Here is a 22402-nt window from a genome sequence, read left to right as displayed (position 1 = left end):
CAATGACTACACAACGTAAGCCCTATGTGCGCACCATGACGCCGACCTGGTGGCAAAAACTCGGCTTTTACCGTTTCTATATGCTGCGTGAAGGGACTTCAGTACCGGCAGTCTGGTTCAGTATCGTGCTGATCTACGGCGTTTTTGCACTGAAAGGTGGAGCGGATAGTTGGGCAGGTTTCGTCGGTTTCCTGCAAAACCCACTGGTGCTGCTGATTAACATCATCGCCCTGCTGGCCGCACTGCTGCATACCAAAACCTGGTTCGACTTGGCACCGAAAGCCGCCAATATCGTGGTCAACAGCGAGAAAATGGGTCCTGGGCCTATCGTCAAAGCGCTGTGGGCAGTAACGCTGCTCGCCAGCGTGGTCATCCTGGCCGTGGCCTTGCTGTAATCCGGAGGAAACATGATAAATCAAGCACCTAAACGCTCAGACGAACCGGTTTTCTGGGGATTATTCGGCGCTGGCGGCATGTGGGGGGCGATCATCGCGCCCGCTATCGTACTGCTGGTCGGCATTCTGCTGCCGCTGGGGTGGTTCCCCGGCGATGCATTAGGCTATGACCGCGTGCTGGCTTTCTGTCAAAGCCTGATCGGCCGCTTGTTCCTGCTGCTGATGATCATCCTGCCACTGTGGTGCGGTCTGCATCGTATCCATCATGCGATGCACGATTTGAAAATCCACGTGCCGGCAGGTAAATGGGTGTTCTATGGCCTGGCAGCTATCCTCAGCGTCGTCACCGTTATCGGCGTAGTAACGCTATAAAACACCGCTGGCGGCCAACGCTTATTGGCCGCCAGCTTTGCCTTTCGGCTACACTGTTTATTCACATCAGGTAAACAGGAGTAACCCATGCGTCTTCGGTCAAAGCTATGCACGATTATTCCCGCCTTCCTTTCCGCCGCGTGCAGCGTTTCCCCTCCGCAGGATATCAAAGTAGTGAATGATTTCGACAGCCAACGCTACCTCGGTACCTGGTATGAAATCGCTCGCTTTGATCACCGTTTTGAACGGGGCCTCGAGCAGGTTACCGCCAGTTACAGCCCTCGCGAAGACGGTGGCCTAAAAGTGGTTAATCGGGGTTTTAATTCGCAAAAACAACAATGGCAGGAAAGCACGGGCAAGGCCTATTTTACGGGTTCACCGCAGGTTGCCGCACTTAAGGTGTCCTTTTTTGGGCCTTTCTACGGTGGATATAACGTGATTGAGCTGGATGCGAATTACCGCTACGCCCTGGTATGCGGCCCAAACCGGGGGTATTTGTGGATACTGTCGCGCACGCCGACACTGGACACCGCCACGCGCGACAGATTAGTACAAACCGCGAAAAACAACGGCTTTGATACGGATAAGCTAATCTGGGTGAAACAACAGCAACATCAGTGACTGCTGAACTTCAACCCAAGTATGCCGACAACGATCAGGCACAGGCTGATAATGCGCGCGATATTGGTCGACTCACCCAGCAATACCATCCCCATAATTGCTGCCCCTACAGCGCCGATGCCCGTCCAGACGGCATAAGCGGTGCCCGCAGGTAGCGTTTTCATCGCGTTCGCCAACAGCACCATACTGACCACCATAGCGACAACGGTAATGATGCTCGGCGTCAGGCGGGTAAATCCATGGGTGTATTTCAGGCCTATAGCCCACACAACTTCAAGTAAACCCGCGATAAGTAAAATAATCCAAGCCATGAGACGGCCTCCATAAGTGGGGTCGTCCCCGAACAATGGCACGTAAACGGGTCGTCCCGTTCAGTTTGATGATGAATTGCGGGCAAGAAGAGCCGCCAGAGGCAGGATATCAGGCCCGTAAACGGGCAGGCAAGCAGGTTTGACGATGCGGTGGTATTCCACCGTGGGAAATACCACCAGGATCAGGAATGCGGGCTATTGCGCACTACGCTGGATGGCCTTACCGCCAGCCTGAATATCTTCGCCCACACCTTGAGTGGTATTGCATGCGGTCAATGAGGTCAAAATCATCAAAGAGAAAATCGCGATAATACTTTTCTTCAGCATAGGGAAGTCCTTATTTATCAGTGATGAAAAAATACGACTTTCTAAGCTTAGTAAATATTAGCGGGCGTTGCTGTTTAAAATGGTTTTATTTTGCACTATGACATTAGTGCATTTTATGTGTATTAGCTGGCCGTGCGCGAAATAGCGCCGCCGAGGTGCTGGACGTCCTCACCGAAGCCACGGAAAGTATTACAACTGCTAAGGGACATCAGTAACAACAGGGAGACAACGGCTAACAGAGTTTTCTTCATTATTCAGATTCTGCCAACAATATGCGGGAAGGGATAAAACAAAGGAGCCAAGTTTGGCTCCTTTGTGTTGAAACTTATTTAACGCGTGAAACGTATTCGCCAGAGCGAGTGTCAACGCGGACAACTTCGCCAATCTGTACGAACAGGGGAACCTTAACCACAGCGCCAGTGCTCAGGGTAGCAGGCTTGCCGCCGGTACCCGCAGTGTCGCCTTTCAGGCCTGGATCGGTATCAACGATTTCAGCTTCGATGAAGTTCGGCGGCTGAACCGCGATAGGACGACCGTCCCACAGGGTAACGATACATTCTGCGTTATCTTGCAGCCATTTTGCCGCATCAGATACAGTTTTTTCTTCAACACCGTGTTGCTCGAAAGTCTCAGGGTGCATGAAGTGGTAGAACTCACCGTCGTTGTACAGGTAGTTCATGTTGGTATCTACAACGTCTGCGCCTTCGCAAGAGTCAGTAGATTTGAAGGTTTTTTCAACGCGGCTGCCGGTCAGCAGACGACGCATCTTAACGCGTGCAAACGCCTGGCCTTTGCCCGGCTTGACGAACTCACTGGATTCGATGGCGTAAGGTTCACCCTCGAACATGATTTTAAGACCCGGACGGAAATCGTTGCTAGAATAAGTCGCCATGATGGCCCTCTGAATATTTAAACTGGTAGCTTAGCCAAAAAAATGGCACACATTATAACCCAAAGTACGGCATATAGAGAAGATTGGTTGCATCAACTCGCCGATGTTATTACCGATCCCGATGAATTACTGCAGCTTTTATCACTGAATACGCATCCAGAGCTGCCGCAGGGCCGCGAAGCCCGGCGCCTGTTCGCATTGCGCGTACCACGCGCCTTCGCCGCACGCATGCGTTCCGGCGATCCCGATGACCCGTTACTGCGCCAGGTTCTGACTGCCAGCGAAGAGTTCATCAATGCGCCTGGCTTCACAAACGACCCGCTGGATGAACAACGTAGTGTGGTGCCAGGCCTGCTGCATAAATACCGTAATCGTGCTTTGCTGTTGGTCAAAGGAGGCTGTGCGGTCAACTGCCGTTACTGCTTCCGCCGCCATTTTCCGTATCAGGACAACCAGGGCAACAAGGCCAACTGGCGTCAAGCGCTGGATTATATCCGCCAACACCCAGAACTGGATGAGATTATTTTCTCCGGTGGGGACCCGTTGATGGCGAAAGACCATGAGTTGGACTGGTTGATCGGTGAACTAGAAGCCATTACGCACCTGAAACGGCTGCGTATTCATACCCGCTTACCCGTCGTTATCCCTGCGCGCATTACGCCTGAGCTGTGTCAGCGGCTTTCAGTATCACGCCTACAGGTGTTGATGGTCACGCATATCAACCACGCCAATGAAATTGACCGCGAACTGCAAGCCAGCATGGCACAGCTGCGCCTGGCCGGTGTCACGTTGCTGAATCAAAGCGTGCTGCTGCGTGGTATTAATGATAATGCTGACACGCTGGCGGCACTGAGTAACGCGCTATTTGATGCAGGTATTCTACCGTACTACATCCACGTACTGGATAAGGTACAGGGAGCCGCGCACTTTATGGTCAGTGATGACGAGGCACGCGCAATCATGCAGTCTCTGCTGAGCAAAGTTTCCGGCTATATGGTGCCACGCCTCACCCGTGAAGTCGGTGGTAAGCCAAGCAAAACCCCTCTCGACCTGCACCTGATGCAAGACTGACGATGGCGGTTTATCGAGACAAAAAGAGGCATGCCTGAGCATGCCTCTTTTTTATGCCATCTTGTAAATCGTATTATGTTACGGGCACTTATAAACCTGGCCAACCATTTTGCTGTCTAATGGGGCAAAGCTTGACAGTAAGTTCTGGCTTGGGCTGGTTGCACCATAAATGACATTGCCACCCATTGCCGCCGCTTTATTACGCAGATCGTTTGCCGCACCGCGCATGGAACTACCTTCACCGCCATTACCTGACAACCAGTTGCTCTGAGTGCCGGTCACTTCGCCCACCAGCTGGCATTCTGCTGCCGGTTTGGTGTCGGTGAATTTAACCTGTTGGCCTGCAGCGGACAGTTCATTGGTGCTGCTGCAACCTGCCAGCAGTACCGCTGCCGAAAGACCCAGTAAGGCTTTAATCCGCATCTTGTTCCCCATCTATATTGAGAATTTCGCAAAAGCTTATCAGAAAGCGTTGCCATCTCTTAAGCATCCGTTGCCACTGGTGCTGGCCAACGTCTTGAGCGACAGCTGATGAAAGATCAGTTTACCAGCTAAATCAGTCCGGTCTGCAAAAATATCATCAAAAGCCGTACGACAAAGCACGCAAAAAAAACCCCGACCAATTGGCCGGGGCTTTTGCACACGCTAACGTGGGGGATGATTACATCATGCCGCCCATGCCGCCCATGCCACCCATACCGCCAGCGCCACCTAAATCAGGTGCATCACTTTTTGGCAGGTCGGTTACCATGCATTCGGTGGTGATCATCAGGCCAGCCACAGATGCCGCGTACTGCAGAGCAGAACGGGTTACTTTGGTTGGATCCAGGATACCCATCGCGATCATGTCGCCGTATTCTTCGGTGTAAGCGTTGTAGCCGTAGCTGCCTTCGCCTGCTTTCACGTTGTTCGCAATAACAGAAGCTTCTTCACCGGCGTTGATTACGATCTGACGCAGTGGGGATTCCATCGCGCGCAGTGCAACCTTGATACCGACGTTCTGGTCTTCGTTGTCGCCTTTCAGGTTAGCGATTTTGCTTGCTACACGGATCAGTGCAACACCACCACCCGCAACCACGCCTTCTTCAACCGCAGCACGGGTTGCGTGCAGGGCATCTTCAACGCGTGCTTTCTTCTCTTTCATTTCAACTTCAGTTGCTGCGCCAACTTTGATAACGGCAACGCCGCCAGCCAGTTTAGCGACACGCTCTTGCAGTTTTTCACGATCGTAGTCAGAGGTCGCTTCTTCGATCTGCTGACGGATCTGGGTAACGCGGCCTTTGATAGTCGCTTCGTCGCCCACGCCATCGATGATGATGGTGGTGTCTTTGTTGATAACAACACGCTTAGCCTGGCCCAGGTCTTCCAGGGTCGCTTTTTCCAGCTCCAGACCGATCTCTTCAGAGATAACGGTACCGGCAGTCAGGGTAGCGATGTCCTGCAGCATGGCTTTACGACGGTCACCGAAACCAGGTGCTTTAACCGCAGCCACTTTCACGATGCCGCGCATGGTGTTAACCACCAGGGTAGCCAGCGCTTCGCCTTCAACATCTTCAGCAATGATCAGCAGTGGTTTGCCCGCTTTCGCTACGGCTTCCAGTACTGGCAGCATTTCACGGATGTTGGAGATTTTCTTGTCAGCCAGCAGGATGAACGGGCTTTCCAGCTCAATAGAACCTGTTTCTGGTTTATTGATGAAGTATGGAGACAGGTAACCACGGTCGAACTGCATACCTTCAACCACGTCCAGCTCGTCTTGCAGGCCAGTGCCTTCTTCAACGGTGATGACGCCTTCTTTACCGACTTTTTCCATCGCTTCTGCAATCAGTTTACCCACGGTTTCGTCGGAGTTTGCAGAGATAGTGCCTACCTGAGCGATAGCTTTGGAGTCAGAGCAAGGTACGGACAGTTTTTTCAGCTCTTCAACAGCAGCGATAACCGCTTTGTCGATGCCGCGCTTCAGATCCATCGGGTTCATGCCGGCAGCGACTGCTTTCAGGCCTTCGGTGATGATGGATTGAGCCAGTACGGTTGCAGTGGTGGTACCGTCGCCTGCCGCGTCGTTCGCTTTAGAGGCAACTTCTTTCACCATTTGCGCACCCATGTTTTCAAACTTGTCTTCCAGTTCGATCTCACGAGCAACAGATACGCCATCTTTAGTGATGGTAGGAGCGCCGAAGGATTTATCCAGCACTACGTTACGGCCTTTCGGGCCCAGGGTCACTTTCACTGCATCAGCGAGAACATTCACACCGCGGAGCATTTTCACGCGAGCGTCATTGCCGAATTTTACGTCTTTAGCTGCCATTGGTATTTCCCTTCAACTCGTTCAGTTCAGAAGATAAAAGCGTAATTACGCTTCAACAATTGCCAGAATGTCGCTTTCGGACATGATCAACACTTCTTCATTGTCGATCTTCTCTGCTTTCACGCCGTAGCCGTCGTTGAAAATCACGATATCGCCAACTTTTACATCCAGCGGCTGGATGTTGCCGCTTTCCAGAACACGTCCTTTACCAACTGCAACTACTTCACCACGAGTAGATTTACCCGCTGCAGAGCCAGTCAGAACGATGCCGCCAGCAGATTTTGATTCAACTTCTTTGCGCTTGACGATAACGCGGTCATGCAATGGACGAATACTCATTGAACGCTCTCCTGTAAGAAGGTCTCTATCAGATTTAGGGTTGTCACCGGATTGTGATTACCGGCCTCGTGGAATTTGAAATGGGGGCATTCCATTCCCCTTCAAGGGGCCGGCCAAAAAAATTTTCGCTTTTAATGGCAATACTGGGCTACCGATACAAAAAACGCGGCCTGAGCCGCGTTTTTTCAGCGATCGTTACGCTTGTCATGATCGTCAGGTTGGTGATCCAACGTATAACGATCGTCATTCTTACGCTGAAACTCACCGTCGAAAGTGTTGCCATTAGCAGCGTCGCCCCCTTGCCCCCAACCGCCTGGGCGGTAGACGGACAGATGCGGCATCAACTTAAGCGTCAGCGACTTCTGCACGGGCGGCAGCAGCAACAACAGACCGAGGAAGTCGGTAAAAAACCCTGGGACAAGCAGCAGGAAACCCGCCAGCACCAGCGAAACACTCTTCACCATTTCCGCTGCCGGGCTTTCACCGGCAGCCAGTTTCTGTTGCATTTGCATGAAGGTTTTCATGCCCTGATTGCGTACCAGCGAAATGCCGACGCAGGAGGTGAACACCACCAGCAACAGAGTAATTGCCACACCCAATACGGCGGCAACTTTGATAAATAAAGATATTTCTATGTAAGCCAACAGAAATATCAGCAGTAACGGTAACCAGCGCACCTGGTTCTCCTCTGGTAGCGTTGCGTAGCCGCACACTGGCGACGACGCGGAAAAAGAGGCCGGTAAACGGCCGACCTCAATACAATGGGGTCAGCCGGTAGCCATTTCAACCAAAGACCCTTTTTTATTGCTAAAGTGAGTAAACGTGAATGAGATCACAGAACACGAAACACGTGATTTAAGAAGGCCCAGAAGGTGATCTGGATTCAGTCATTTATTACTAACCAGCATATGATCTGGGCAGCAACGGGCACTATGGTTAATCGTTTCACGCCTGAAGCCTTCGGCAACATAATTTGGTTACCTGACAATTAATTAATTCGGCAGCAATTTAAAGAAGGTTCTCATGTCAAATAACATTCGTATCGAAGAAGACCTGTTAGGAACACGTGAAGTCCCCGCAGAAGCCTATTACGGTGTTCACACTCTGCGTGCGATTGAAAACTTCTATATCAGCAACAGCAAAATCAGTGATGTGCCCGAATTTGTTCGTGGCATGGTGATGGTAAAAAAAGCCGCAGCGATGGCGAATAAAGAACTAAAAACCATTCCGCGCAAAATCGCTGATGTCATCATCCAGGCCTGTGATGAAGTGCTGGATAAAGGCAAATGCATGGACCAGTTCCCAGTAGACGTGTTCCAGGGCGGCGCCGGCACGTCTCTGAACATGAATACCAACGAAGTACTAGCGAACATCGGCCTGGAACTGATGGGGCATCAGAAAGGGGAATATCAATACCTGAACCCTAACGACCACCTCAACAAATGCCAATCCACTAACGACGCCTACCCAACCGGTTTCCGCATTGCCGTTTATGCCTCCAACCAAAAGCTGATCGACGCCATCAACCAACTGCGCGAAGGTTTTGACCATAAAGCCAAGGAATTTGAAAACATCCTGAAAATGGGGCGTACCCAACTGCAGGATGCCGTCCCTATGACGTTGGGTCAGGAATTCCACGCTTTCAGCGTTTTGCTGAAAGAAGAAACCCGCAACTTGCATCGCACTGCTGAGCTCTTGCTGGAAGTGAACCTGGGTGCCACCGCGATTGGTACGGCGCTCAACACGCCTGAAGGCTACCCACAATTGGCCGTACAGAAACTGGCAGAGGTCAGTAACTTGCCGGTCGTGCCCGCCGAAGATTTGATCGAAGCCACCTCAGACTGCGGTGCTTATGTGATGGTACACAGCGCACTGAAACGCCTGGCGGTTAAACTGTCTAAAATCTGTAATGACCTGCGCCTGCTGTCTTCAGGCCCTCGTGCCGGCTTGAACGAGATCAACCTGCCGGAACTGCAGGCAGGCTCCTCAATCATGCCAGCCAAGGTGAACCCAGTTGTACCGGAAGTGGTCAATCAAGTGTGTTTCAAGGTGATTGGCAACGACACTTGCGTTACCATGGCGGCCGAAGCAGGCCAACTGCAGTTGAACGTGATGGAACCGGTCATTGGCCAGGCCATGTTCGAGTCTATCCATATACTGACCAACGCATGTTATAACCTGCTGGAAAAATGCATTAACGGCATCACCGCGAATAAAGAAGTGTGCGAACACTACGTCTTCAATTCTATCGGTATCGTCACCTATCTGAACCCGTTCATTGGCCACCATAATGGTGACATCGTCGGGAAGATCTGCGCCGAAACAGGTAAAACCGTACGTGAAGTCGTATTGGAACGCGGTCTGCTGACGGAAGCCGAGCTGGATGACATCTTCTCCGTGGAGAACTTGATGCACCCGGCCTATAAAGCCAAACGCTATACGGATGAAAATGAACAATAGCAGATACACCCGGTAGCCCAAAAAGGCACGCTAAATCCCCTGGATAGCGTGCCTTTTTACTTTCCATCGCCCACAAAAATTTAACTTTTTATTTTCAATTTACACCCAAAATAATTGGGGCTGCATCAAGGCGGCAAGAGGGAATCCCAAGAGCTTACTCAAATAAGTGACTGGGGTGAGTACTGACAGCCAACGCAGATGCGGCTTTAAAAATGCAGGGTATAGCTCACTTTAAGGAGTAGACACTATGTTAGCCGTAGAATTGGTTATCGTTCTGCTGGCCATTTTTTTAGGGGCCAGGCTGGGCGGTATCGGAATTGGATTTGCAGGCGGACTCGGGGTTTTGGTCTTGGCGCTGATTGGCGTGAAGCCAGGTAGCATCCCTTTCGACGTGATTTCCATCATCATGGCTGTGATTGCCGCGATCTCGGCAATGCAGGTCGCGGGCGGTATGGATTACCTGGTGCAGCAAACTGAAAAACTGCTGCGCAAGAATCCAAAACACATCACGATCTTAGCGCCGATCGTCACCTATTTTCTGACCATCTTCGCCGGTACCGGCAACATCTCTCTTTCTGCACTGCCCGTCATTGCAGAAGTGGCGAAAGAACAGGGCATTAAGCCTTGCCGCCCGCTGTCTACCGCAGTGGTTTCCGCTCAAATTGCCATCACCGCATCCCCCATTTCGGCGGCTGTAGTTTACATGTCTTCCGTGATGGAAGGCCACGGCGTCAGCTATCTGCACCTGCTGATGGTGGTCATGCCTTCAACTTTCTGTGCCGTACTGGTGATGTCGTTGCTAGTGAGCTGGCTGTTCGACTCTAAATTGTCTGACGACCCGGTTTACCTGAAACGCCTTGAAGAAGGCCTGGTGACACTGCGCGGCAACAAGGTAATGGAAATCAAACCGCGCGCCAAAGTCTCGGTATTGCTGTTCCTGCTGGGCGTGTTGTGCGTGGTAGCCTACGCCATCATCAACAGCCCAGGCCTGGGCCTGGTGGCAAAACCCTTGATGAACACCACCAATGCGATTTTGATCATCATGCTGAGCGTCGCCACCCTGACGACCCTGCTGTGTCGCGTCGATACTGATGCAGTGCTGAACTCCAGCACCTTCAAGGCCGGTATGAGCGCTTGTATCTGTATTCTGGGCGTGGCCTGGTTGGGCGATACTTTCGTGCAGGCCAATATTGATTGGATCAAAGAGACTGCGGGTAGCGTGATTCAGTCACACCCATGGCTGCTGGCAGTGATCTTCTTCTTCTGCTCTGCGCTGCTGTACTCTCAGGCCGCCACTGCCAAGGCATTGATGCCAATGGCGCTGGCGCTGAATGTATCCCCCTTGACCGCCGTGGCATCCTTCGCTGCCGTCTCGGGCCTGTTCATCCTGCCGACCTACCCTACGCTGGTCGCGGCAGTCCAGATGGATGACACCGGCACAACGCGCATTGGGCGCTTTGTCTTTAACCACCCGTTCTTTATCCCCGGCACCATCGGCGTAATATTGGCGGTGCTATTCGGCTTCCTGCTGGGCGGCGTAATGCTGTAATGCTCTCACCGGGGCTTACCGCCCCGGTTTCCTCCAATCCTGCCCCACTGGCGATAAACTCGCCTTCTAGCCAACCGTCCTTCAAGGTATAGTGCCCACTGATAATTTGGATGAGAGGGCCGAAGATGTCTGACTGCGAAGCTATCGTCATACTCTGCACCGCACCCGATGAGGCCACGGCACAAGACCTGGCAGCCCGGGTATTGGGAGAAAAGCTGGCGGCCTGCGCCACACTGCTACCCGGCGCATCATCGTTGTACTACTGGGAAGGGAAACTGGAGCAGGAGTACGAAGTGCAAATGCTGTTCAAAAGCGATCGCCACCACCAAGACGCCCTGCTCAACTACTTGAAACAACATCACCCGTACCAAACGCCCGAGCTACTGGTACTGCCGGTGATGGCTGGAGATAAAGACTACCTGTTATGGATCAACGCCTCATTAAATTGATATTCCTGCTTTGCAGCCTGTTTTTTTTGCCACAGGCGGCTCAGGCCTCGTTGTTCACCCAAAAGGGTGGCAGCCAATTCGTGCCCGTCGATCAGGCATTTGCCTTTGATTTTAAGCAGCAAGGCCACCAGCTCACGCTAAACTGGCAAATCCGCCCCGGATATTACCTGTACCGCCAGCAGATCAAACTGGTACCACAGCAGGCGACGTTAGGCGCCTTTACGCTGCCTGCCGGGCTGAGCCATAAAGATGAGTTCTTCGGCGAAGTGGCCATTTTCAAGCAGCAGCTTACTCTGCCCATTCCCCTGCGGCAGGCTGCCAGTGGCGCCAGTGTGAGTGTGACTTATCAGGGCTGCGCCGAAGCGGGTTTCTGCTACCCACCGGAAACACGGGTGATCCCTTTGGATGCCGTAAGTGCCGTCACCGCGCCGCCTACCGTTGCGCCTGAAGCACCTGCGCCGGCCGGTCTGCCATTTTCCCCGCTGTGGGCACTGCTGATTGGTATTGGTATTGCCTTTACCCCCTGTGTACTGCCGATGTACCCCTTGATTTCCGGCATCATCCTTGGGCGAGAAAAACCGCACAGCAGTGGACGCATACTGGCACTGGCGGTGGTGTATGTTCAGGGCATGGCGCTGACCTACACCCTGCTGGGTTTAGTGGTTGCGGCCGCCGGGCTACAGTTCCAGGCAGCACTGCAACACCCCTATGTTCTCATCGGCCTGTCGATACTGTTTATCGCTTTGGCTTTGTCGATGTTCGGTCTGTATTCGCTGCAGTTGCCGTCTTCACTGCAAACACGGCTGGCGGGCTGGAGCAACACCCAACAAGGCGGCTCTCTGCCTGGCGTGTTCCTGATGGGGGCGCTGGCTGGGCTGATTTGTTCTCCCTGCACTACCGCGCCGCTCAGCGCTATCCTGCTGTACATTACCCAAAGCGGTAACATGTGGGCAGGCGGCGGTACGTTGTACCTCTATGCGTTAGGCATGGGTATCCCGCTGGTGCTGGTGACCCTGTTCGGCAATCGCCTGTTGCCGCGCAGCGGCCCATGGATGCAGTATGTCAAAGAAGCCTTTGGCTTTGTGATCCTGGCACTGCCTGTATTCTTGCTGGAACGTGTCATTGGCGAGCCATGGGGGCTACGGTTGTGGAGCCTGCTCGGCCTGGCGTTCTTTGGTTGGGCATTCACGTTGAGTCTGAAAACCTCCAGCGGCTGGGGGCGTGCATTGCAATTACTCCTGCTGGCAGCGGCTGTGATTACTGCGCGCCCGCTCCAAGACTGGGCGTTTGGTGCCAATAGCGCCCAGCAAGCTGCAGTGCAACATTTGAAGTTCACACGTATTAGTAACGTAGAAGAGCTCAATCTTGCGCTGCAACAGGCGCAAGGGAAGCCAGTAATGCTGGATCTGTACGCTGATTGGTGTGTAGCCTGCAAGGAGTTCGAAAAGTACACCTTCAGCGATACCGCGGTTCAGTCTACGCTTTCCAATACAGTGCTACTGCAGGCCGATGTGACCGCCAACAATACCGAGCAGGTCGCGCTTCTCAAACACCTAAAAGTCTTGGGATTACCGACAATTCTGTTCTTTAATGGTGTCGGGCAAGAGTTAACAAACCAACGAGTAACCGGATTTATGGATGCAACGGCGTTCAACGCGCATTTGCAGAAAGTGGTGCAATAAATAACACTGAATTTCAGAACCGAATTTGGAGGGAGCACAAGTGCAACGTGAACACGTTCTTGATACGGCACTGGGGCTGTTAGAACAACAGGGCCTGGCGACCGCCACACTAGAAATGCTGGCAGATAAACTCGACGTGCAACCGGGTGACCTAAAGCGATTCTGGCCGGATCGCGAAGCATTGTTGTATGACTGCCTGCGTTATCACGGTCAGCAAATTGACACCTGGCGCCGCCAACTCTTGCTGGACGAAACCCTGAGCCCACAGCAAAAACTGCTGGCGCGATATGACGTTCTGGAAGAATACGTCAAACATGACCGCTACCCAGGTTGCCTGTTTATTGCCGCCTGCAGTTTCTTCCCTGAGGTGGACCACCCGATCCACCAGCTAGCGGAACAGCAGAAGCTGACATCGTTGGATCTGACCCGTGATCTACTCCGTGAAATGGACGCCGATGACGCCGACATGGTGGCACAGCAGATGGAGCTGATTCAGGAGGGTTGCCTGAGTAAACTGCTGGTAAAACGTCAGCTACAGGACGTATCTGTCGCTAAGCGACTGGCGGAAGACATCTTACAGGTGGCCCAGTGCCGCAGAAACGGGGCATTAAGCTGAGTTCACTCCCGGCGGCACACAGCCGCCGCAGAGCGTCGACAGTTTTGGACCAAATTTCACGCCCTTTGACCGAAAAGCCAGCAATCAGACGCATTTTGCCTGATTTCGTTGAGAAAGCCGTTGACTGCTTTCGGCCAATACGGTTTAATGCTGCGCGTTGCCCGGATAGCTCAGTCGGTAGAGCAGGGGATTGAAAATCCCCGTGTCCTTGGTTCGATTCCGAGTCCGGGCACCACTATTTAGAAGAACCCGCCTATGGCGGGTTTTTTGCTTTCTGAGATACGGACTCTCCATCGAACTCCGTTCGATTATTCGGCCACAGGCCTCACCCTGCGGGCCAACGCTAAAGCGTTGTTCAACACGGCGCCAGCGCCGGTTGTCCGAGTCCGGGCACCCTATTTAGAAGAACCCGCCTATGGCGGGTTTTTTGCTTTCTGAGATTCGGACTTTCCATCGACCAGCCACGCGATCATTGTTAACTAAAGTACCTGACAATCAGCATGGTCCCCGAAGCCAGCAAAATAATATTGATAATCCTGAGGAACTGCTCACGCGACATTCTGAGGGTGAAATGCCGGCCCAAGGTAATACCCACCAACATTCCCGGCACCAGCGCTAATGCCAACAATAATAAGTCCACATCCAGATAAACACCGGCAACAGCAAAAATGATCACACGGGTCAGAGTGCTCAGACCAATCAGCGTGGTCTGAGTTATGCGAAAAGCCTCTTTTTTTTCAATTCGACCACTGAGATAGATCGCGTAAATAAAGCCGCCGCTCCCGAAAAGTGCGCTGAATATCCCCCCAATCAAACCAAAGGGCACTGAAGCCTTGGGCGACAATTGCCGAACCGGTTTTACGCCACTGAGAGAATAGACAGCGTAAAACACGACAAAAATCCCCAACGCCAGCAACAGTATCTCTGGCCGGGACTTCAGCAAGATAGCCGCCCCCAACAGGCTGCCGATGACCATTAATGGCACCAGCCGTTTCAATTCCGACCATTGCGCATTACGCCCATCACGACTGACATTGATAACAGCCGCACACATATCCAACAGCGCCAACAAAGGGACAATTTTCGCCACCGGAATATAAAGCGCCATCACAGGACTGGCGATCAGCGCAGAGCCAAAACCAGCGATGCCAAAGATGACATAAGCCACTAATAATGTGCCTGCCAGTACCAGATAACTCGAGAGCGTTAAGGTATCGTACATATTATTTTTTCCAATCCATGAAAATTCTTGAGCTGCACGAGAAATGCCGTGTCTTAGCGGGCTCAGCTCGCTGCAGCCCAAGTCCTGAAAAAACTTAGCCTATGGCGGCGTTTTTGACCACCTGACCGTTGGTGTTACTATATGTAGATCACTATGAAGCGCGACGACGTTTAAGGACGATATTTGAGTATGGGAAGCACATTCGCTGTATGGCGGCTGATCGCCGTGTGCGTGGTCAGTCTGGGATTATTGGGGTGCGGCTCCGGAAAAAAATCGAACAGCTACAACCGCGATTATGATCAATTAGCCAGAGGCAGCTATAACGGCAACACCTATACCGTCAAGCGCGGCGATACGCTGTTTTATATTGCCTGGATCACCAACAGCGAAGTCAGTGAGTTAGCCCGACGCAATAAAATTCCCAAACCTTACAACCTCGAGATTGGCCAAAAGCTGGCGTTAAATAACGCGACGGCGAAGAAAGGCAAATCGCGCAAAACACAATCCACTAGCCAAATCGCAGCAGTGGCACCACCTCCAATCCGCAGCAGCATTAAATGCTGGCGTTGGCCAACTCAGGGCAATATCGTCAGTAAGTATTCTACGGCAGACGGCGGTAACAAAGGCATTGATATTGCCGGTAACCGTGGCCAGCCCGTGTTTGCGGCAGCCAAAGGTCGCGTGGTGTACGTTGGCAATCAGCTGCGAGGTTATGGCAACCTGATTATGATCAAACACAATGATGAGTACATCAGTGCCTATGCCCATAACAATACGCTGCTGGTTAGCAACGCTCAGGAAGTAAAAGCCGGACAGAAGATTGCCACCATGGGGAGTACGGGCACCGACAAGGTGATGCTGCACTTCCAAATCCGTTATCGTGCCACCGCATTGGATCCGCTCCGCTTCTTGCCAGCTCAAGGCACTGCACCTGCCTGCTGATTCCTCACCGGAATAAAGACAAAAAACCCGCACAAGGCGGGTTTTTCATAGCAAACCAAGTGGCTGTTAAGACTCTTTGACCTGCTTGACGTCACCGGACAAGAACGCCTGCTCGTAAGCACGCGCCTTTTTACTGTCGAACTGGTGCTCCCATTTTGCGACCACCAGTACTGCCAATGCATTGCCCACTACATTCAGAGCCGTACGCGCCATATCCAGGATACGGTCAACGCCGGCAATAAATGCCAATCCTTCCAGTGGGATCCCCACACTGCCCAGTGTTGCCAGCAGCACCACAAAGGAAACGCCCGGCACGCCGGCAATGCCCTTCGAGGTCAGCATCAACGTCACCACCAAGACGACTTCCTGCCCCAGGGAGAGCTCAATTCCGTACAGCTGTGCAATAAAGATGGCCGCAATGCTTTGGTACAGCGTAGAACCGTCCAAATTGAAAGAGTAACCGGTCGGCACCACAAAGCTGGTGATGGCTTTCGGTGCGCCATACGCTTCCATCTTTTCAATGATACGCGGCAGTACCGTTTCAGAACTGGCGGTGGAGAAGGCCAGGATCAATTCATCTTTCAGGATGCGAATCAGCGTCCAAATACGCAGATTGCACAACCGGGCCACTGCACCCAGCACTACCAAGGCAAAAAAGGCTATGGCGAAATACACCAGCAAGACCAACTTGGCCAACGGCAACAATGAGGCAAAGCCAAAGTTGGCGACCGTCACTGAGATCAGACCAAACACCCCGATCGGCGCATAGCGCATGATCATATGGGTCACTTTGAACATGCTTTCGGAAATGGCTTTAAATACCTTCAGCAACGGCTCTTTGGTTTCTTTGGGTAATGACGACAAACCAAGACCAAACAACACCGAGAAGAAGATAATCGGCAGCATGTCGCCTTTTGCCATTGAGGCAAAGACGTTTGAGGGAATCAACGACAAAATGGTCGCCACCAGGCTATGTGAACCACTTTGTACCTGTTCCGTGGTTTTTTCATATTGCGAGATATCGACCGCAGTCAGCGTCGACATATCGATGCCATGGCCGGGTTGAAAAACATTAGCTAACGTCAGCCCCACAACGATGGCAATCGTTGTGATCACTTCGAAGTAAATAATGGTTTTCAATCCGAGCCGACCTAACTTCTTCGCATCCCCTACCCCGGCGATGCCCACAACCAATGTCGAAATAACAATCGGGACCACAATCATCTTAATCAAGCGAATAAATATATCACCAGCCGGACTAAGAATATTACTGACCAACCACTCACGTGACTCGCTTTGATTATGGAGCACCGCCCCGACAATAATACCCAGCACCAGTGCGATAAGGATTTGCCAAGCAAGACTGACTTTTACACTTTTCATACCCAAAAAGTCCTCAAAGGCTCTTTTCGTCGTATTTATCTTAACGCGACGAAAAAAGCACTTAATCATTTAATACAGGCTTATGTTAATAACCAAGAAGCGATCACCTGCCCTTAATGTGCCGCTATCTAAATCTGTACCATCTGAGTGGCATGATCTGCAAGCCTTGTTTTATATGACTTTAGTGCAAAATTTAATCTAAAGTAAGTTTGACATTCATTTCAAGCCACATAACTTGTTGTTATTAACAGCATAATTTTATGTGATAGGCATCACAAAATTATCGTGCGTCGAGATATTTAAAATCAGAAAATATGCGTTAATTTTGCATATTTAGTCCAACAAGGATGTTTATATTATGTTGCGTAAAGGTTTTAAAAATGAGAATTATCCGGAATGGATAATAAGTATCGGTAATTAATAACAGCCCAAAAGTGATTGTTTGTTATAAATACCCTCTGACAAGCAAAACATTAATATCAACATCGAATATTAATGAAAATCTATGTTCCATAATGGTTTAAAAGAGCGTTAATTCAGTCGGTGGTATATCTACTATTCTCTATAGAAAGAATTTATCGCCGAAGTGTTTATTCTTTTTAGTTCTTTAGATCGCGTTTTCTGACTAAAAGCTCCTATCTAACCCTTTTCTCCCACCAAGCAGGCAGATGCCCAACGCAAATGAGGCAGAACTATTACAAATCAATATCTTCGTTGCGTGATCTGCCGCGCAAAAAAGAAACAAAGAATCGGAGCAAACTATACTTAACCTTCAGTTGACATATCATTAACAACTTCAAGGAGAAAAGCTATGAGCCAAGTGCATAAACACGCTATTCCTTCTGCAATTGCAGAACACGCCCTGATTAATCCGACACAATATCAACAATATTATCAACAGTCTGTGCAAGACCCAGAAGCCTTCTGGGGCGAACAGGGAAAAATCCTGGATTGGATGAAACCCTATAGCCGGGTAAAGAATACTTCATTCGATCCGGGCCATATCAGCATCCGCTGGTTTGAGGACGGTACGCTAAACCTGGCGGCCAACTGCCTCGATCGCCATCTGGCCGAACGCGGTGACCAAACGGCGATTATCTGGGAAGGTGACGATCCTACCCAGTCAAAACAAGTGACATACAAACAACTGCATCACGATGTCTGCCAATTCGCCAACGTGCTGAAAAAGCTGGGTGTCAAAAAAGGCGACGTCGTAGCTATCTATATGCCAATGGTGCCTGAAGCCGCTGTCGCCATGCTGGCCTGTGCCCGAATAGGGGCCGTGCATTCGGTTATCTTTGGCGGTTTCTCACCGGAAGCGGTAGCCGGCCGTATTATCGACTCTAATTCCAAATTGGTTATCACCGCTGATGAAGGCCTGCGCGCCGGACGTGCCGTGCCGCTGAAGAAAAATGTCGATGATGCGCTAAAGAATCCAGGTGTGAAAAGCATCACCAATGTCGTCGTGTTCCAGCGCACCGGCAAACCAGGCTACTGGCAGGAAGGGCGTGACCTGTGGTGGCATGAACTTACCCAAGGTGTTTCAGCCGATTGCCCACCAGAAGAGATGAATGCGGAAGATCCGCTGTTTATCCTTTATACCTCCGGCTCGACCGGTAAACCCAAGGGCGTGCTGCACACTACCGGCGGTTATCTGGTGTATGCCGCGATGACCTTTAAGTATGTGTTTGATTACCATGATGGCGACGTGTACTGGTGCACCGCCGATGTTGGCTGGGTCACTGGGCACAGTTATCTCTTATATGGCCCACTCGCCTGCGGTGCCATTACCCTGATGTTTGAAGGGGTCCCGAATTACCCTGGCGTAAACCGTCTGTCTCAGGTCATCGACAAACATCAGGTCAATATCCTGTACACCGCGCCGACGGCCATACGCGCCCTGATGGCCGAAGGTGACAAGGCGATTGAAGGCACCAAGCGCGACTCACTGCGCATCATGGGGTCGGTCGGTGAGCCAATCAACCCAGAAGCCTGGGAGTGGTACTACAATAAAATCGGCAACGGTAAATGCCCGATCGTCGACACCTGGTGGCAGACAGAAACCGGTGGTTTTATGATCACGCCACTGCCTGGAGCCACCGAGTTAAAAGCAGGGTCCGCGACGCGGCCATTCTTTGGCGTACAGCCCGCGCTGGTCGATAACATAGGTACACTGCAGGAAGGTGCCTGTGAAGGTAATCTGGTGATCACCGATTCCTGGCCTGGCCAGGCACGTACTCTGTTTGGTGATCACGATCGCTTCGAGCAAACTTACTTCTCCACCTTTAAAGGCATGTATTTCAGCGGGGACGGCGCACGCCGTGACGAGGATGGCTATTACTGGATCACCGGCCGCGTCGACGACGTGCTGAACGTATCCGGCCACCGTTTGGGCACTGCCGAGATCGAATCAGCTCTGGTCTCACACCCGAAAATCGCTGAAGCCGCAGTAGTGGGTATCCCCCATAACATTAAAGGCCAGGCGATTTACGCCTATATCACACTGAATCATGGCGAAGAACCTTCACCAGAGCTCTATACCGAAGTACGTAACTGGGTACGCAAAGAGATAGGGCCGATCGCCACGCCGGATTTACTGCACTGGACAGACTCCCTGCCCAAGACGCGTTCCGGCAAGATCATGCGCCGCATCCTGCGCAAAATTGCCGCTGGCGATACCAGCAACCTGGGGGACACCTCAACGCTGGCTGATCCGGCTGTAGTCGACAAGCTGTTGGAAGAAAAACAATCAATGAAAGTGCCGTCATAATTTACGCCGCCTCTGGCCGATCAAAGGGGAAATAACCCGATGATCGGCTTCAAGCGCGGCGCATTCGTTCAATACCTACTGGAGACACTCTGATGAATGACACCATTTATCAAGGGATTGAGGAAAACCCGCGCTTTATAGAGCTGGTGCGTAAACGTAGCCGATTTGCCTGGCTGCTCTCGTTGATTACGCTCGCGCTGTATGTTGGCTTTATTCTATTGATCGCTTTCGATCCTCAGTGGTTGGGTACACCGATCGCAGAAGGATCGACCATTACCCGTGGGATCCCGGTAGGCGTTGGCCTGATCGTAATCTCTTTTGTACTCACTGGGATCTACGTATTTCGCGCCAACGGCGAATTCGATCACCTGACTGCAGAAGTCCTGCGTGAGGTGAAGAAATGAAGCGTTTACTGTCTGCCGCTACTCTGATGGCCCTACCGGGCATGGCCTTTGCTGACGCCATTGGTGGTGAAGTAAAGCGCCAACCGTTGAACATTCAGGCGATCGTCATGTTCGTGCTGTTTGTTGGCGCCACGCTTTACATCACCTATTGGGCTTCCAAACGCACCCGTTCGCGCCAGGATTACTACACCGCTGGCGGGAAAATTACCGGCCTGCAAAACGGCCTGGCTATTGCTGGCGACTTTATGTCGGCAGCCTCTTTCCTCGGTATTTCCGCACTGGTGTATACCTCAGGCTATGACGGGCTGATTTACTCCATCGGCTTCCTGATCGGTTGGCCAATCATTTTGTTCCTGATTGCAGAACGCCTGCGTAACCTGGGCCGTTATACCTTTGCGGATGTAGCATCCTACCGCCTGAAACAAAAACCGATCCGCACGCTCTCCGCCTGCGGCTCTTTGGTGGTGGTAGCGCTATACCTGATTGCGCAAATGGTGGGTGCCGGCAAACTGATCCAGTTGTTGTTCGGCCTGAACTACCATGTCGCCGTCATTCTGGTCGGCATTCTGATGGTGTTGTACGTACTGTTCGGCGGCATGCTGGCCACCACCTGGGTACAGATTATCAAAGCGGTATTACTGTTGGCAGGCGCCAGCTTTATGGCACTGATGGTAATGAAATCGGTTAATTTCGACTTCAATACCCTGTTCGCTGAAGCCGTGAAGGTACATCCGAAAGGTATCGCCATTATGAGCCCTGGAGGACTGGTCTCTGATCCTATTTCAGCGCTTTCTTTAGGGTTAGCTCTGATGTTTGGTACCGCCGGTCTGCCGCATATTCTGATGCGTTTCTTTACCGTCAGTGATGCAAAAGAGGCCCGTAAGAGCGTGTTCTATGCCACCGGCTTTATTGGTTATTTTTATATCCTGACCTTTATTATCGGCTTCGGTGCCATTCTGTTAGTTAGCCCTAACCCAGCGTTCAAAGACGCTACCGGGGCGCTGCTGGGCGGAACCAATATGGCAGCAGTGCATTTGGCTAATGCCGTGGGCGGCAACTTCTTCCTCGGCTTTATCTCAGCCGTCGCCTTTGCCACCATTCTGGCGGTAGTTGCCGGCCTGACCCTGGCGGGCGCCTCTGCGGTATCCCATGATTTGTACGCCAGCGTGATTAAAAACGGCAAAGCGACTGAACGTGACGAACTGCGGGTTTCCAAGATTACCGTGGTGGTCTTGGGTATCGTGGCAATAGCGCTGGGGATTTTGTTCGAGAAACAGAATATTGCCTTTATGGTCGGGTTGGCCTTCTCAATCGCGGCCAGTTGCAACTTCCCGATTATCATTCTTTCAATGTATTGGTCACGTCTGACGACCCGTGGCGCCATGATTGGCGGCTGGTTAGGGTTGTTGACGGCTGTGATCTTGATGATCCTCGGCCCAACGATCTGGGTGCAAATCCTCGGTCATGAGAAACCCATTTATCCGTATGAATATCCAGCATTGTTCTCGATGATCGTGGCCTTTGTCGGCACTTGGCTGTTCTCGGTTACCGACAGTTCTCTGGCCGGACAGCAAGAACGTGAGCGCTTCCGTGCCCAGTTTGTTCGTTCGCAAACCGGATTGGGGATCTCACAAGGTAGCTCGCATTAACGAATAATAAGTGAAAAAAGCAAACACACCCTAATCAAAGGCCCTTCGGGGCCTTTTCTCTTGGCGGATGATGACTGGCGCGGCTATTGGAGAGGTATCTGTACCAAAGGCGCAGCGTAGCTGCGTAATTTTTTTCTTTCGCACACAGCAAAAAGGCCATCCTTGCGGATGGCCTCTTGGCTTAATTGATGCCTGGCAGTGTCCTACAATACTCGTCTCATCCTGAGACTCACCCCTGCGGGGCCGCCGCCAGCGGCGTTAAAGCCCGTTCCCGACGGGCTTTTCGCATGCCCATGCTCAACCAGAACACCATGCAGCAGACAAAACAAAAAGCCCTACGCTTTCACGTAGGGCTTGTTGCTTTATTTGATGCCTGGCAGTGTCCTACTCTCGCATGGGGAGACCCCACACTACCATCGGCGCTACGGCGTTTCACTTCTGAGTTCGGCATGGGGTCAGGTGGGACCACCGCGCTATTGCCGCCAGGCAAATTCTGTTTCATTCCGGCCGTTACTCGCGTAACCACCAGAACCAATCTCGGAACCCGCTGAAAATCTTTCGTCTGCTCTAAAAACACCTTTGGTGTTGTAAGGTTAAGTCTCACGGATCATTAGTACTGGTTAGCTCAATGCATCGCTGC

General features: G+C 51.8%; 23 protein-coding genes, 1 tRNA gene and 1 rRNA gene. 14 read left to right on the top strand and 11 right to left on the bottom strand.

Annotated features, from left to right (window positions below; translation table 11 throughout):
• The first annotated feature begins 2 nt into the window (after positions 1 to 2).
• The 3 genes from frdC to blc all read left to right on the top strand — a co-directional run bounded on the left by frdC (position 3) and on the right by blc (position 1388).
• On the top strand, positions 3 to 395 hold the full coding sequence (frdC, locus tag JOE25_RS08845) for a fumarate reductase subunit FrdC (RefSeq protein ID WP_209634263.1): 393 nt from the start codon (positions 3 to 5) through the stop codon (positions 393 to 395).
• Between the two features lie 12 nt (positions 396 to 407).
• Positions 408 to 767: a fumarate reductase subunit FrdD gene (gene frdD / locus JOE25_RS08840; RefSeq protein WP_020824891.1), complete on the top strand. Its 360-nt coding sequence runs from the start codon at positions 408 to 410 to the stop codon at positions 765 to 767.
• Positions 768 to 854: 87 nt separating this feature from the next.
• Positions 855 to 1388: an outer membrane lipoprotein Blc gene (blc, locus tag JOE25_RS08835; RefSeq protein WP_209634261.1), complete on the top strand. Its 534-nt coding sequence runs from the start codon at positions 855 to 857 to the stop codon at positions 1386 to 1388.
• On the opposite strand, the gene sugE is transcribed toward blc, so the two are convergent.
• The 4 genes from sugE to efp form a co-directional block, all read right to left on the bottom strand.
• On the bottom strand, positions 1382 to 1699 hold the full coding sequence (gene sugE / locus JOE25_RS08830) for a quaternary ammonium compound efflux SMR transporter SugE (protein WP_037425920.1): 318 nt from the start codon (positions 1697 to 1699) through the stop codon (positions 1382 to 1384). The genes blc and sugE overlap by 7 nt on opposite strands.
• Before the next feature lie 195 nt (positions 1700 to 1894).
• Positions 1895 to 2026, bottom strand: a complete 132-nt coding sequence (locus JOE25_RS08825) for an entericidin A/B family lipoprotein (protein ID WP_044553925.1) — start codon at positions 2024 to 2026, stop codon at positions 1895 to 1897.
• Positions 2027 to 2148: 122 nt separating this feature from the next.
• Positions 2149 to 2277 (bottom strand): entericidin A/B family lipoprotein, encoded by a 129-nt coding sequence (locus JOE25_RS08820; protein ID WP_245209808.1) that lies wholly within the window; start codon positions 2275 to 2277, stop codon positions 2149 to 2151.
• Between the two features lie 74 nt (positions 2278 to 2351).
• Positions 2352 to 2918, bottom strand: coding sequence for an elongation factor P (gene efp / locus JOE25_RS08815; protein WP_209634259.1), 567 nt, complete (start codon positions 2916 to 2918; stop codon positions 2352 to 2354).
• 42 nt (positions 2919 to 2960) lie between these two features.
• Here efp and epmB point away from each other — a divergent pair, with 42 nt between their 5' ends.
• Positions 2961 to 3989, top strand: a complete 1029-nt coding sequence (gene epmB / locus JOE25_RS08810) for an EF-P beta-lysylation protein EpmB (protein ID WP_209634257.1) — start codon at positions 2961 to 2963, stop codon at positions 3987 to 3989.
• A gap of 78 nt (positions 3990 to 4067) precedes the next feature.
• On the opposite strand, the gene JOE25_RS08805 is transcribed toward epmB, so the two are convergent.
• The 4 genes from JOE25_RS08805 to JOE25_RS08790 all read right to left on the bottom strand — a co-directional run bounded on the left by JOE25_RS08805 (position 4068) and on the right by JOE25_RS08790 (position 7313).
• A complete protein-coding gene (locus JOE25_RS08805; RefSeq protein WP_037425914.1) occupies positions 4068 to 4412 on the bottom strand; it encodes a DUF4156 domain-containing protein in 345 nt (114 codons plus the stop codon).
• 238 nt (positions 4413 to 4650) lie between these two features.
• Positions 4651 to 6297, bottom strand: a complete 1647-nt coding sequence (gene groL, locus JOE25_RS08800) for a chaperonin GroEL (RefSeq protein WP_037425911.1) — start codon at positions 6295 to 6297, stop codon at positions 4651 to 4653.
• A gap of 45 nt (positions 6298 to 6342) precedes the next feature.
• Positions 6343 to 6636, bottom strand: a complete 294-nt coding sequence (locus JOE25_RS08795) for a co-chaperone GroES (RefSeq protein ID WP_004952634.1) — start codon at positions 6634 to 6636, stop codon at positions 6343 to 6345.
• Positions 6637 to 6821: 185 nt separating this feature from the next.
• Positions 6822 to 7313 carry an FxsA family protein gene (locus JOE25_RS08790; RefSeq protein WP_037425908.1) on the bottom strand — a complete coding sequence of 164 codons (492 nt, stop codon included), beginning with the start codon at positions 7311 to 7313 and terminating at the stop codon, positions 6822 to 6824.
• 346 nt (positions 7314 to 7659) lie between these two features.
• Here JOE25_RS08790 and aspA point away from each other — a divergent pair, with 346 nt between their 5' ends.
• The 6 genes from aspA (at position 7660) to JOE25_RS08760 (ending at position 13627) form a co-directional block, all read left to right on the top strand.
• Complete coding sequence (gene aspA / locus JOE25_RS08785) at positions 7660 to 9096, top strand: aspartate ammonia-lyase (RefSeq protein WP_209634255.1); 1437 nt, start codon at positions 7660 to 7662, stop codon at positions 9094 to 9096.
• A gap of 247 nt (positions 9097 to 9343) precedes the next feature.
• Positions 9344 to 10645, top strand: a complete 1302-nt coding sequence (locus JOE25_RS08780; protein WP_209634253.1) for an anaerobic C4-dicarboxylate transporter — start codon at positions 9344 to 9346, stop codon at positions 10643 to 10645.
• A 125-nt stretch (positions 10646 to 10770) separates the two neighbouring features.
• Positions 10771 to 11094: a divalent cation tolerance protein CutA gene (gene cutA / locus JOE25_RS08775; RefSeq protein WP_037425900.1), complete on the top strand. Its 324-nt coding sequence runs from the start codon at positions 10771 to 10773 to the stop codon at positions 11092 to 11094.
• The gene (locus JOE25_RS08770; protein ID WP_209634251.1) at positions 11070 to 12776 is read left to right on the top strand and encodes a protein-disulfide reductase DsbD; all 1707 of its coding nucleotides are present in this window, start codon (positions 11070 to 11072) and stop codon (positions 12774 to 12776) included. The genes cutA and JOE25_RS08770 overlap by 25 nt, the downstream gene beginning before the upstream one ends.
• Positions 12777 to 12816: 40 nt before the next feature.
• On the top strand, positions 12817 to 13392 hold the full coding sequence (locus JOE25_RS08765) for a transcriptional regulator (RefSeq protein ID WP_209634249.1): 576 nt from the start codon (positions 12817 to 12819) through the stop codon (positions 13390 to 13392).
• A 159-nt stretch (positions 13393 to 13551) separates the two neighbouring features.
• A tRNA-Phe gene (locus JOE25_RS08760) sits at positions 13552 to 13627 on the top strand.
• Between the two features lie 240 nt (positions 13628 to 13867).
• Here the strand turns inward: JOE25_RS08760 and JOE25_RS08755 are convergent.
• The gene (locus JOE25_RS08755; RefSeq protein ID WP_209635255.1) at positions 13868 to 14614 is read right to left on the bottom strand and encodes a sulfite exporter TauE/SafE family protein; all 747 of its coding nucleotides are present in this window, start codon (positions 14612 to 14614) and stop codon (positions 13868 to 13870) included.
• Positions 14615 to 14803: 189 nt separating this feature from the next.
• Here JOE25_RS08755 and actS point away from each other — a divergent pair, with 189 nt between their 5' ends.
• The gene (gene actS, locus JOE25_RS08750; protein WP_209634246.1) at positions 14804 to 15556 is read left to right on the top strand and encodes an amidase activator ActS; all 753 of its coding nucleotides are present in this window, start codon (positions 14804 to 14806) and stop codon (positions 15554 to 15556) included.
• 66 nt (positions 15557 to 15622) lie between these two features.
• Here actS and gltP read toward each other — a convergent pair whose 3' ends face one another.
• Positions 15623 to 16939 (bottom strand): glutamate/aspartate:proton symporter GltP, encoded by a 1317-nt coding sequence (gene gltP / locus JOE25_RS08745; RefSeq protein WP_209634244.1) that lies wholly within the window; start codon positions 16937 to 16939, stop codon positions 15623 to 15625.
• Between the two features lie 811 nt (positions 16940 to 17750).
• On the opposite strand from gltP, the gene acs reads away from it, so the two are divergent.
• The 3 genes from acs to actP all read left to right on the top strand — a co-directional run bounded on the left by acs (position 17751) and on the right by actP (position 21762).
• Entirely contained in the window at positions 17751 to 19709 is a 1959-nt protein-coding gene (acs, locus tag JOE25_RS08740; RefSeq protein WP_209634243.1) for an acetate--CoA ligase, read from the top strand.
• A gap of 92 nt (positions 19710 to 19801) precedes the next feature.
• Complete coding sequence (locus JOE25_RS08735; RefSeq protein ID WP_209634241.1) at positions 19802 to 20113, top strand: DUF485 domain-containing protein; 312 nt, start codon at positions 19802 to 19804, stop codon at positions 20111 to 20113.
• Complete coding sequence (gene actP / locus JOE25_RS08730) at positions 20110 to 21762, top strand: cation/acetate symporter ActP (RefSeq protein ID WP_209634240.1); 1653 nt, start codon at positions 20110 to 20112, stop codon at positions 21760 to 21762. Before JOE25_RS08735 ends, actP begins: the two co-directional genes overlap by 4 nt.
• A gap of 371 nt (positions 21763 to 22133) precedes the next feature.
• Here the strand turns inward: actP and rrf are convergent.
• Positions 22134 to 22249, bottom strand: a 5S ribosomal RNA gene (gene rrf / locus JOE25_RS08725).
• Positions 22250 to 22402 lie beyond the last annotated feature (153 nt).

The organism is Serratia sp. PL17 (assembly GCF_017832355.1).
In the GTDB taxonomy this organism is placed as follows: domain Bacteria; phylum Pseudomonadota; class Gammaproteobacteria; order Enterobacterales; family Enterobacteriaceae; genus Serratia.
Note: the sequence above shows the minus strand (reverse complement) of the source record. Positions and strands in the feature narration are given on the sequence as shown.

What these genes read in the sequence shown, in the direction of transcription:
- frdC (WP_209634263.1), top strand. Translation starts at nt 3, where the DNA reads ATGACTACACAACGTAAGCCCTATGTGCGCACCATGACGCCGACCTGG.
- frdD (WP_020824891.1), top strand. Translation starts at nt 408, where the DNA reads ATGATAAATCAAGCACCTAAACGCTCAGACGAACCGGTTTTCTGGGGA.
- blc (WP_209634261.1), top strand. Translation starts at nt 855, where the DNA reads ATGCGTCTTCGGTCAAAGCTATGCACGATTATTCCCGCCTTCCTTTCC.
- sugE (WP_037425920.1), bottom strand. Translation starts at nt 1,699, where the DNA reads ATGGCTTGGATTATTTTACTTATCGCGGGTTTACTTGAAGTTGTGTGG.
- JOE25_RS08825 (WP_044553925.1), bottom strand. Translation starts at nt 2,026, where the DNA reads ATGCTGAAGAAAAGTATTATCGCGATTTTCTCTTTGATGATTTTGACC.
- JOE25_RS08820 (WP_245209808.1), bottom strand. Translation starts at nt 2,277, where the DNA reads ATGAAGAAAACTCTGTTAGCCGTTGTCTCCCTGTTGTTACTGATGTCC.
- efp (WP_209634259.1), bottom strand. Translation starts at nt 2,918, where the DNA reads ATGGCGACTTATTCTAGCAACGATTTCCGTCCGGGTCTTAAAATCATG.
- epmB (WP_209634257.1), top strand. Translation starts at nt 2,961, where the DNA reads ATGGCACACATTATAACCCAAAGTACGGCATATAGAGAAGATTGGTTG.
- JOE25_RS08805 (WP_037425914.1), bottom strand. Translation starts at nt 4,412, where the DNA reads ATGCGGATTAAAGCCTTACTGGGTCTTTCGGCAGCGGTACTGCTGGCA.
- groL (WP_037425911.1), bottom strand. Translation starts at nt 6,297, where the DNA reads ATGGCAGCTAAAGACGTAAAATTCGGCAATGACGCTCGCGTGAAAATG.
- JOE25_RS08795 (WP_004952634.1), bottom strand. Translation starts at nt 6,636, where the DNA reads ATGAGTATTCGTCCATTGCATGACCGCGTTATCGTCAAGCGCAAAGAA.
- aspA (WP_209634255.1), top strand. Translation starts at nt 7,660, where the DNA reads ATGTCAAATAACATTCGTATCGAAGAAGACCTGTTAGGAACACGTGAA.
- JOE25_RS08780 (WP_209634253.1), top strand. Translation starts at nt 9,344, where the DNA reads ATGTTAGCCGTAGAATTGGTTATCGTTCTGCTGGCCATTTTTTTAGGG.
- cutA (WP_037425900.1), top strand. Translation starts at nt 10,771, where the DNA reads ATGTCTGACTGCGAAGCTATCGTCATACTCTGCACCGCACCCGATGAG.
- JOE25_RS08770 (WP_209634251.1), top strand. Translation starts at nt 11,070, where the DNA reads ATGGATCAACGCCTCATTAAATTGATATTCCTGCTTTGCAGCCTGTTT.
- JOE25_RS08755 (WP_209635255.1), bottom strand. Translation starts at nt 14,614, where the DNA reads ATGTACGATACCTTAACGCTCTCGAGTTATCTGGTACTGGCAGGCACA.
- actS (WP_209634246.1), top strand. Translation starts at nt 14,804, where the DNA reads ATGGGAAGCACATTCGCTGTATGGCGGCTGATCGCCGTGTGCGTGGTC.
- gltP (WP_209634244.1), bottom strand. Translation starts at nt 16,939, where the DNA reads ATGAAAAGTGTAAAAGTCAGTCTTGCTTGGCAAATCCTTATCGCACTG.
- acs (WP_209634243.1), top strand. Translation starts at nt 17,751, where the DNA reads ATGAGCCAAGTGCATAAACACGCTATTCCTTCTGCAATTGCAGAACAC.
- JOE25_RS08735 (WP_209634241.1), top strand. Translation starts at nt 19,802, where the DNA reads ATGAATGACACCATTTATCAAGGGATTGAGGAAAACCCGCGCTTTATA.
- actP (WP_209634240.1), top strand. Translation starts at nt 20,110, where the DNA reads ATGAAGCGTTTACTGTCTGCCGCTACTCTGATGGCCCTACCGGGCATG.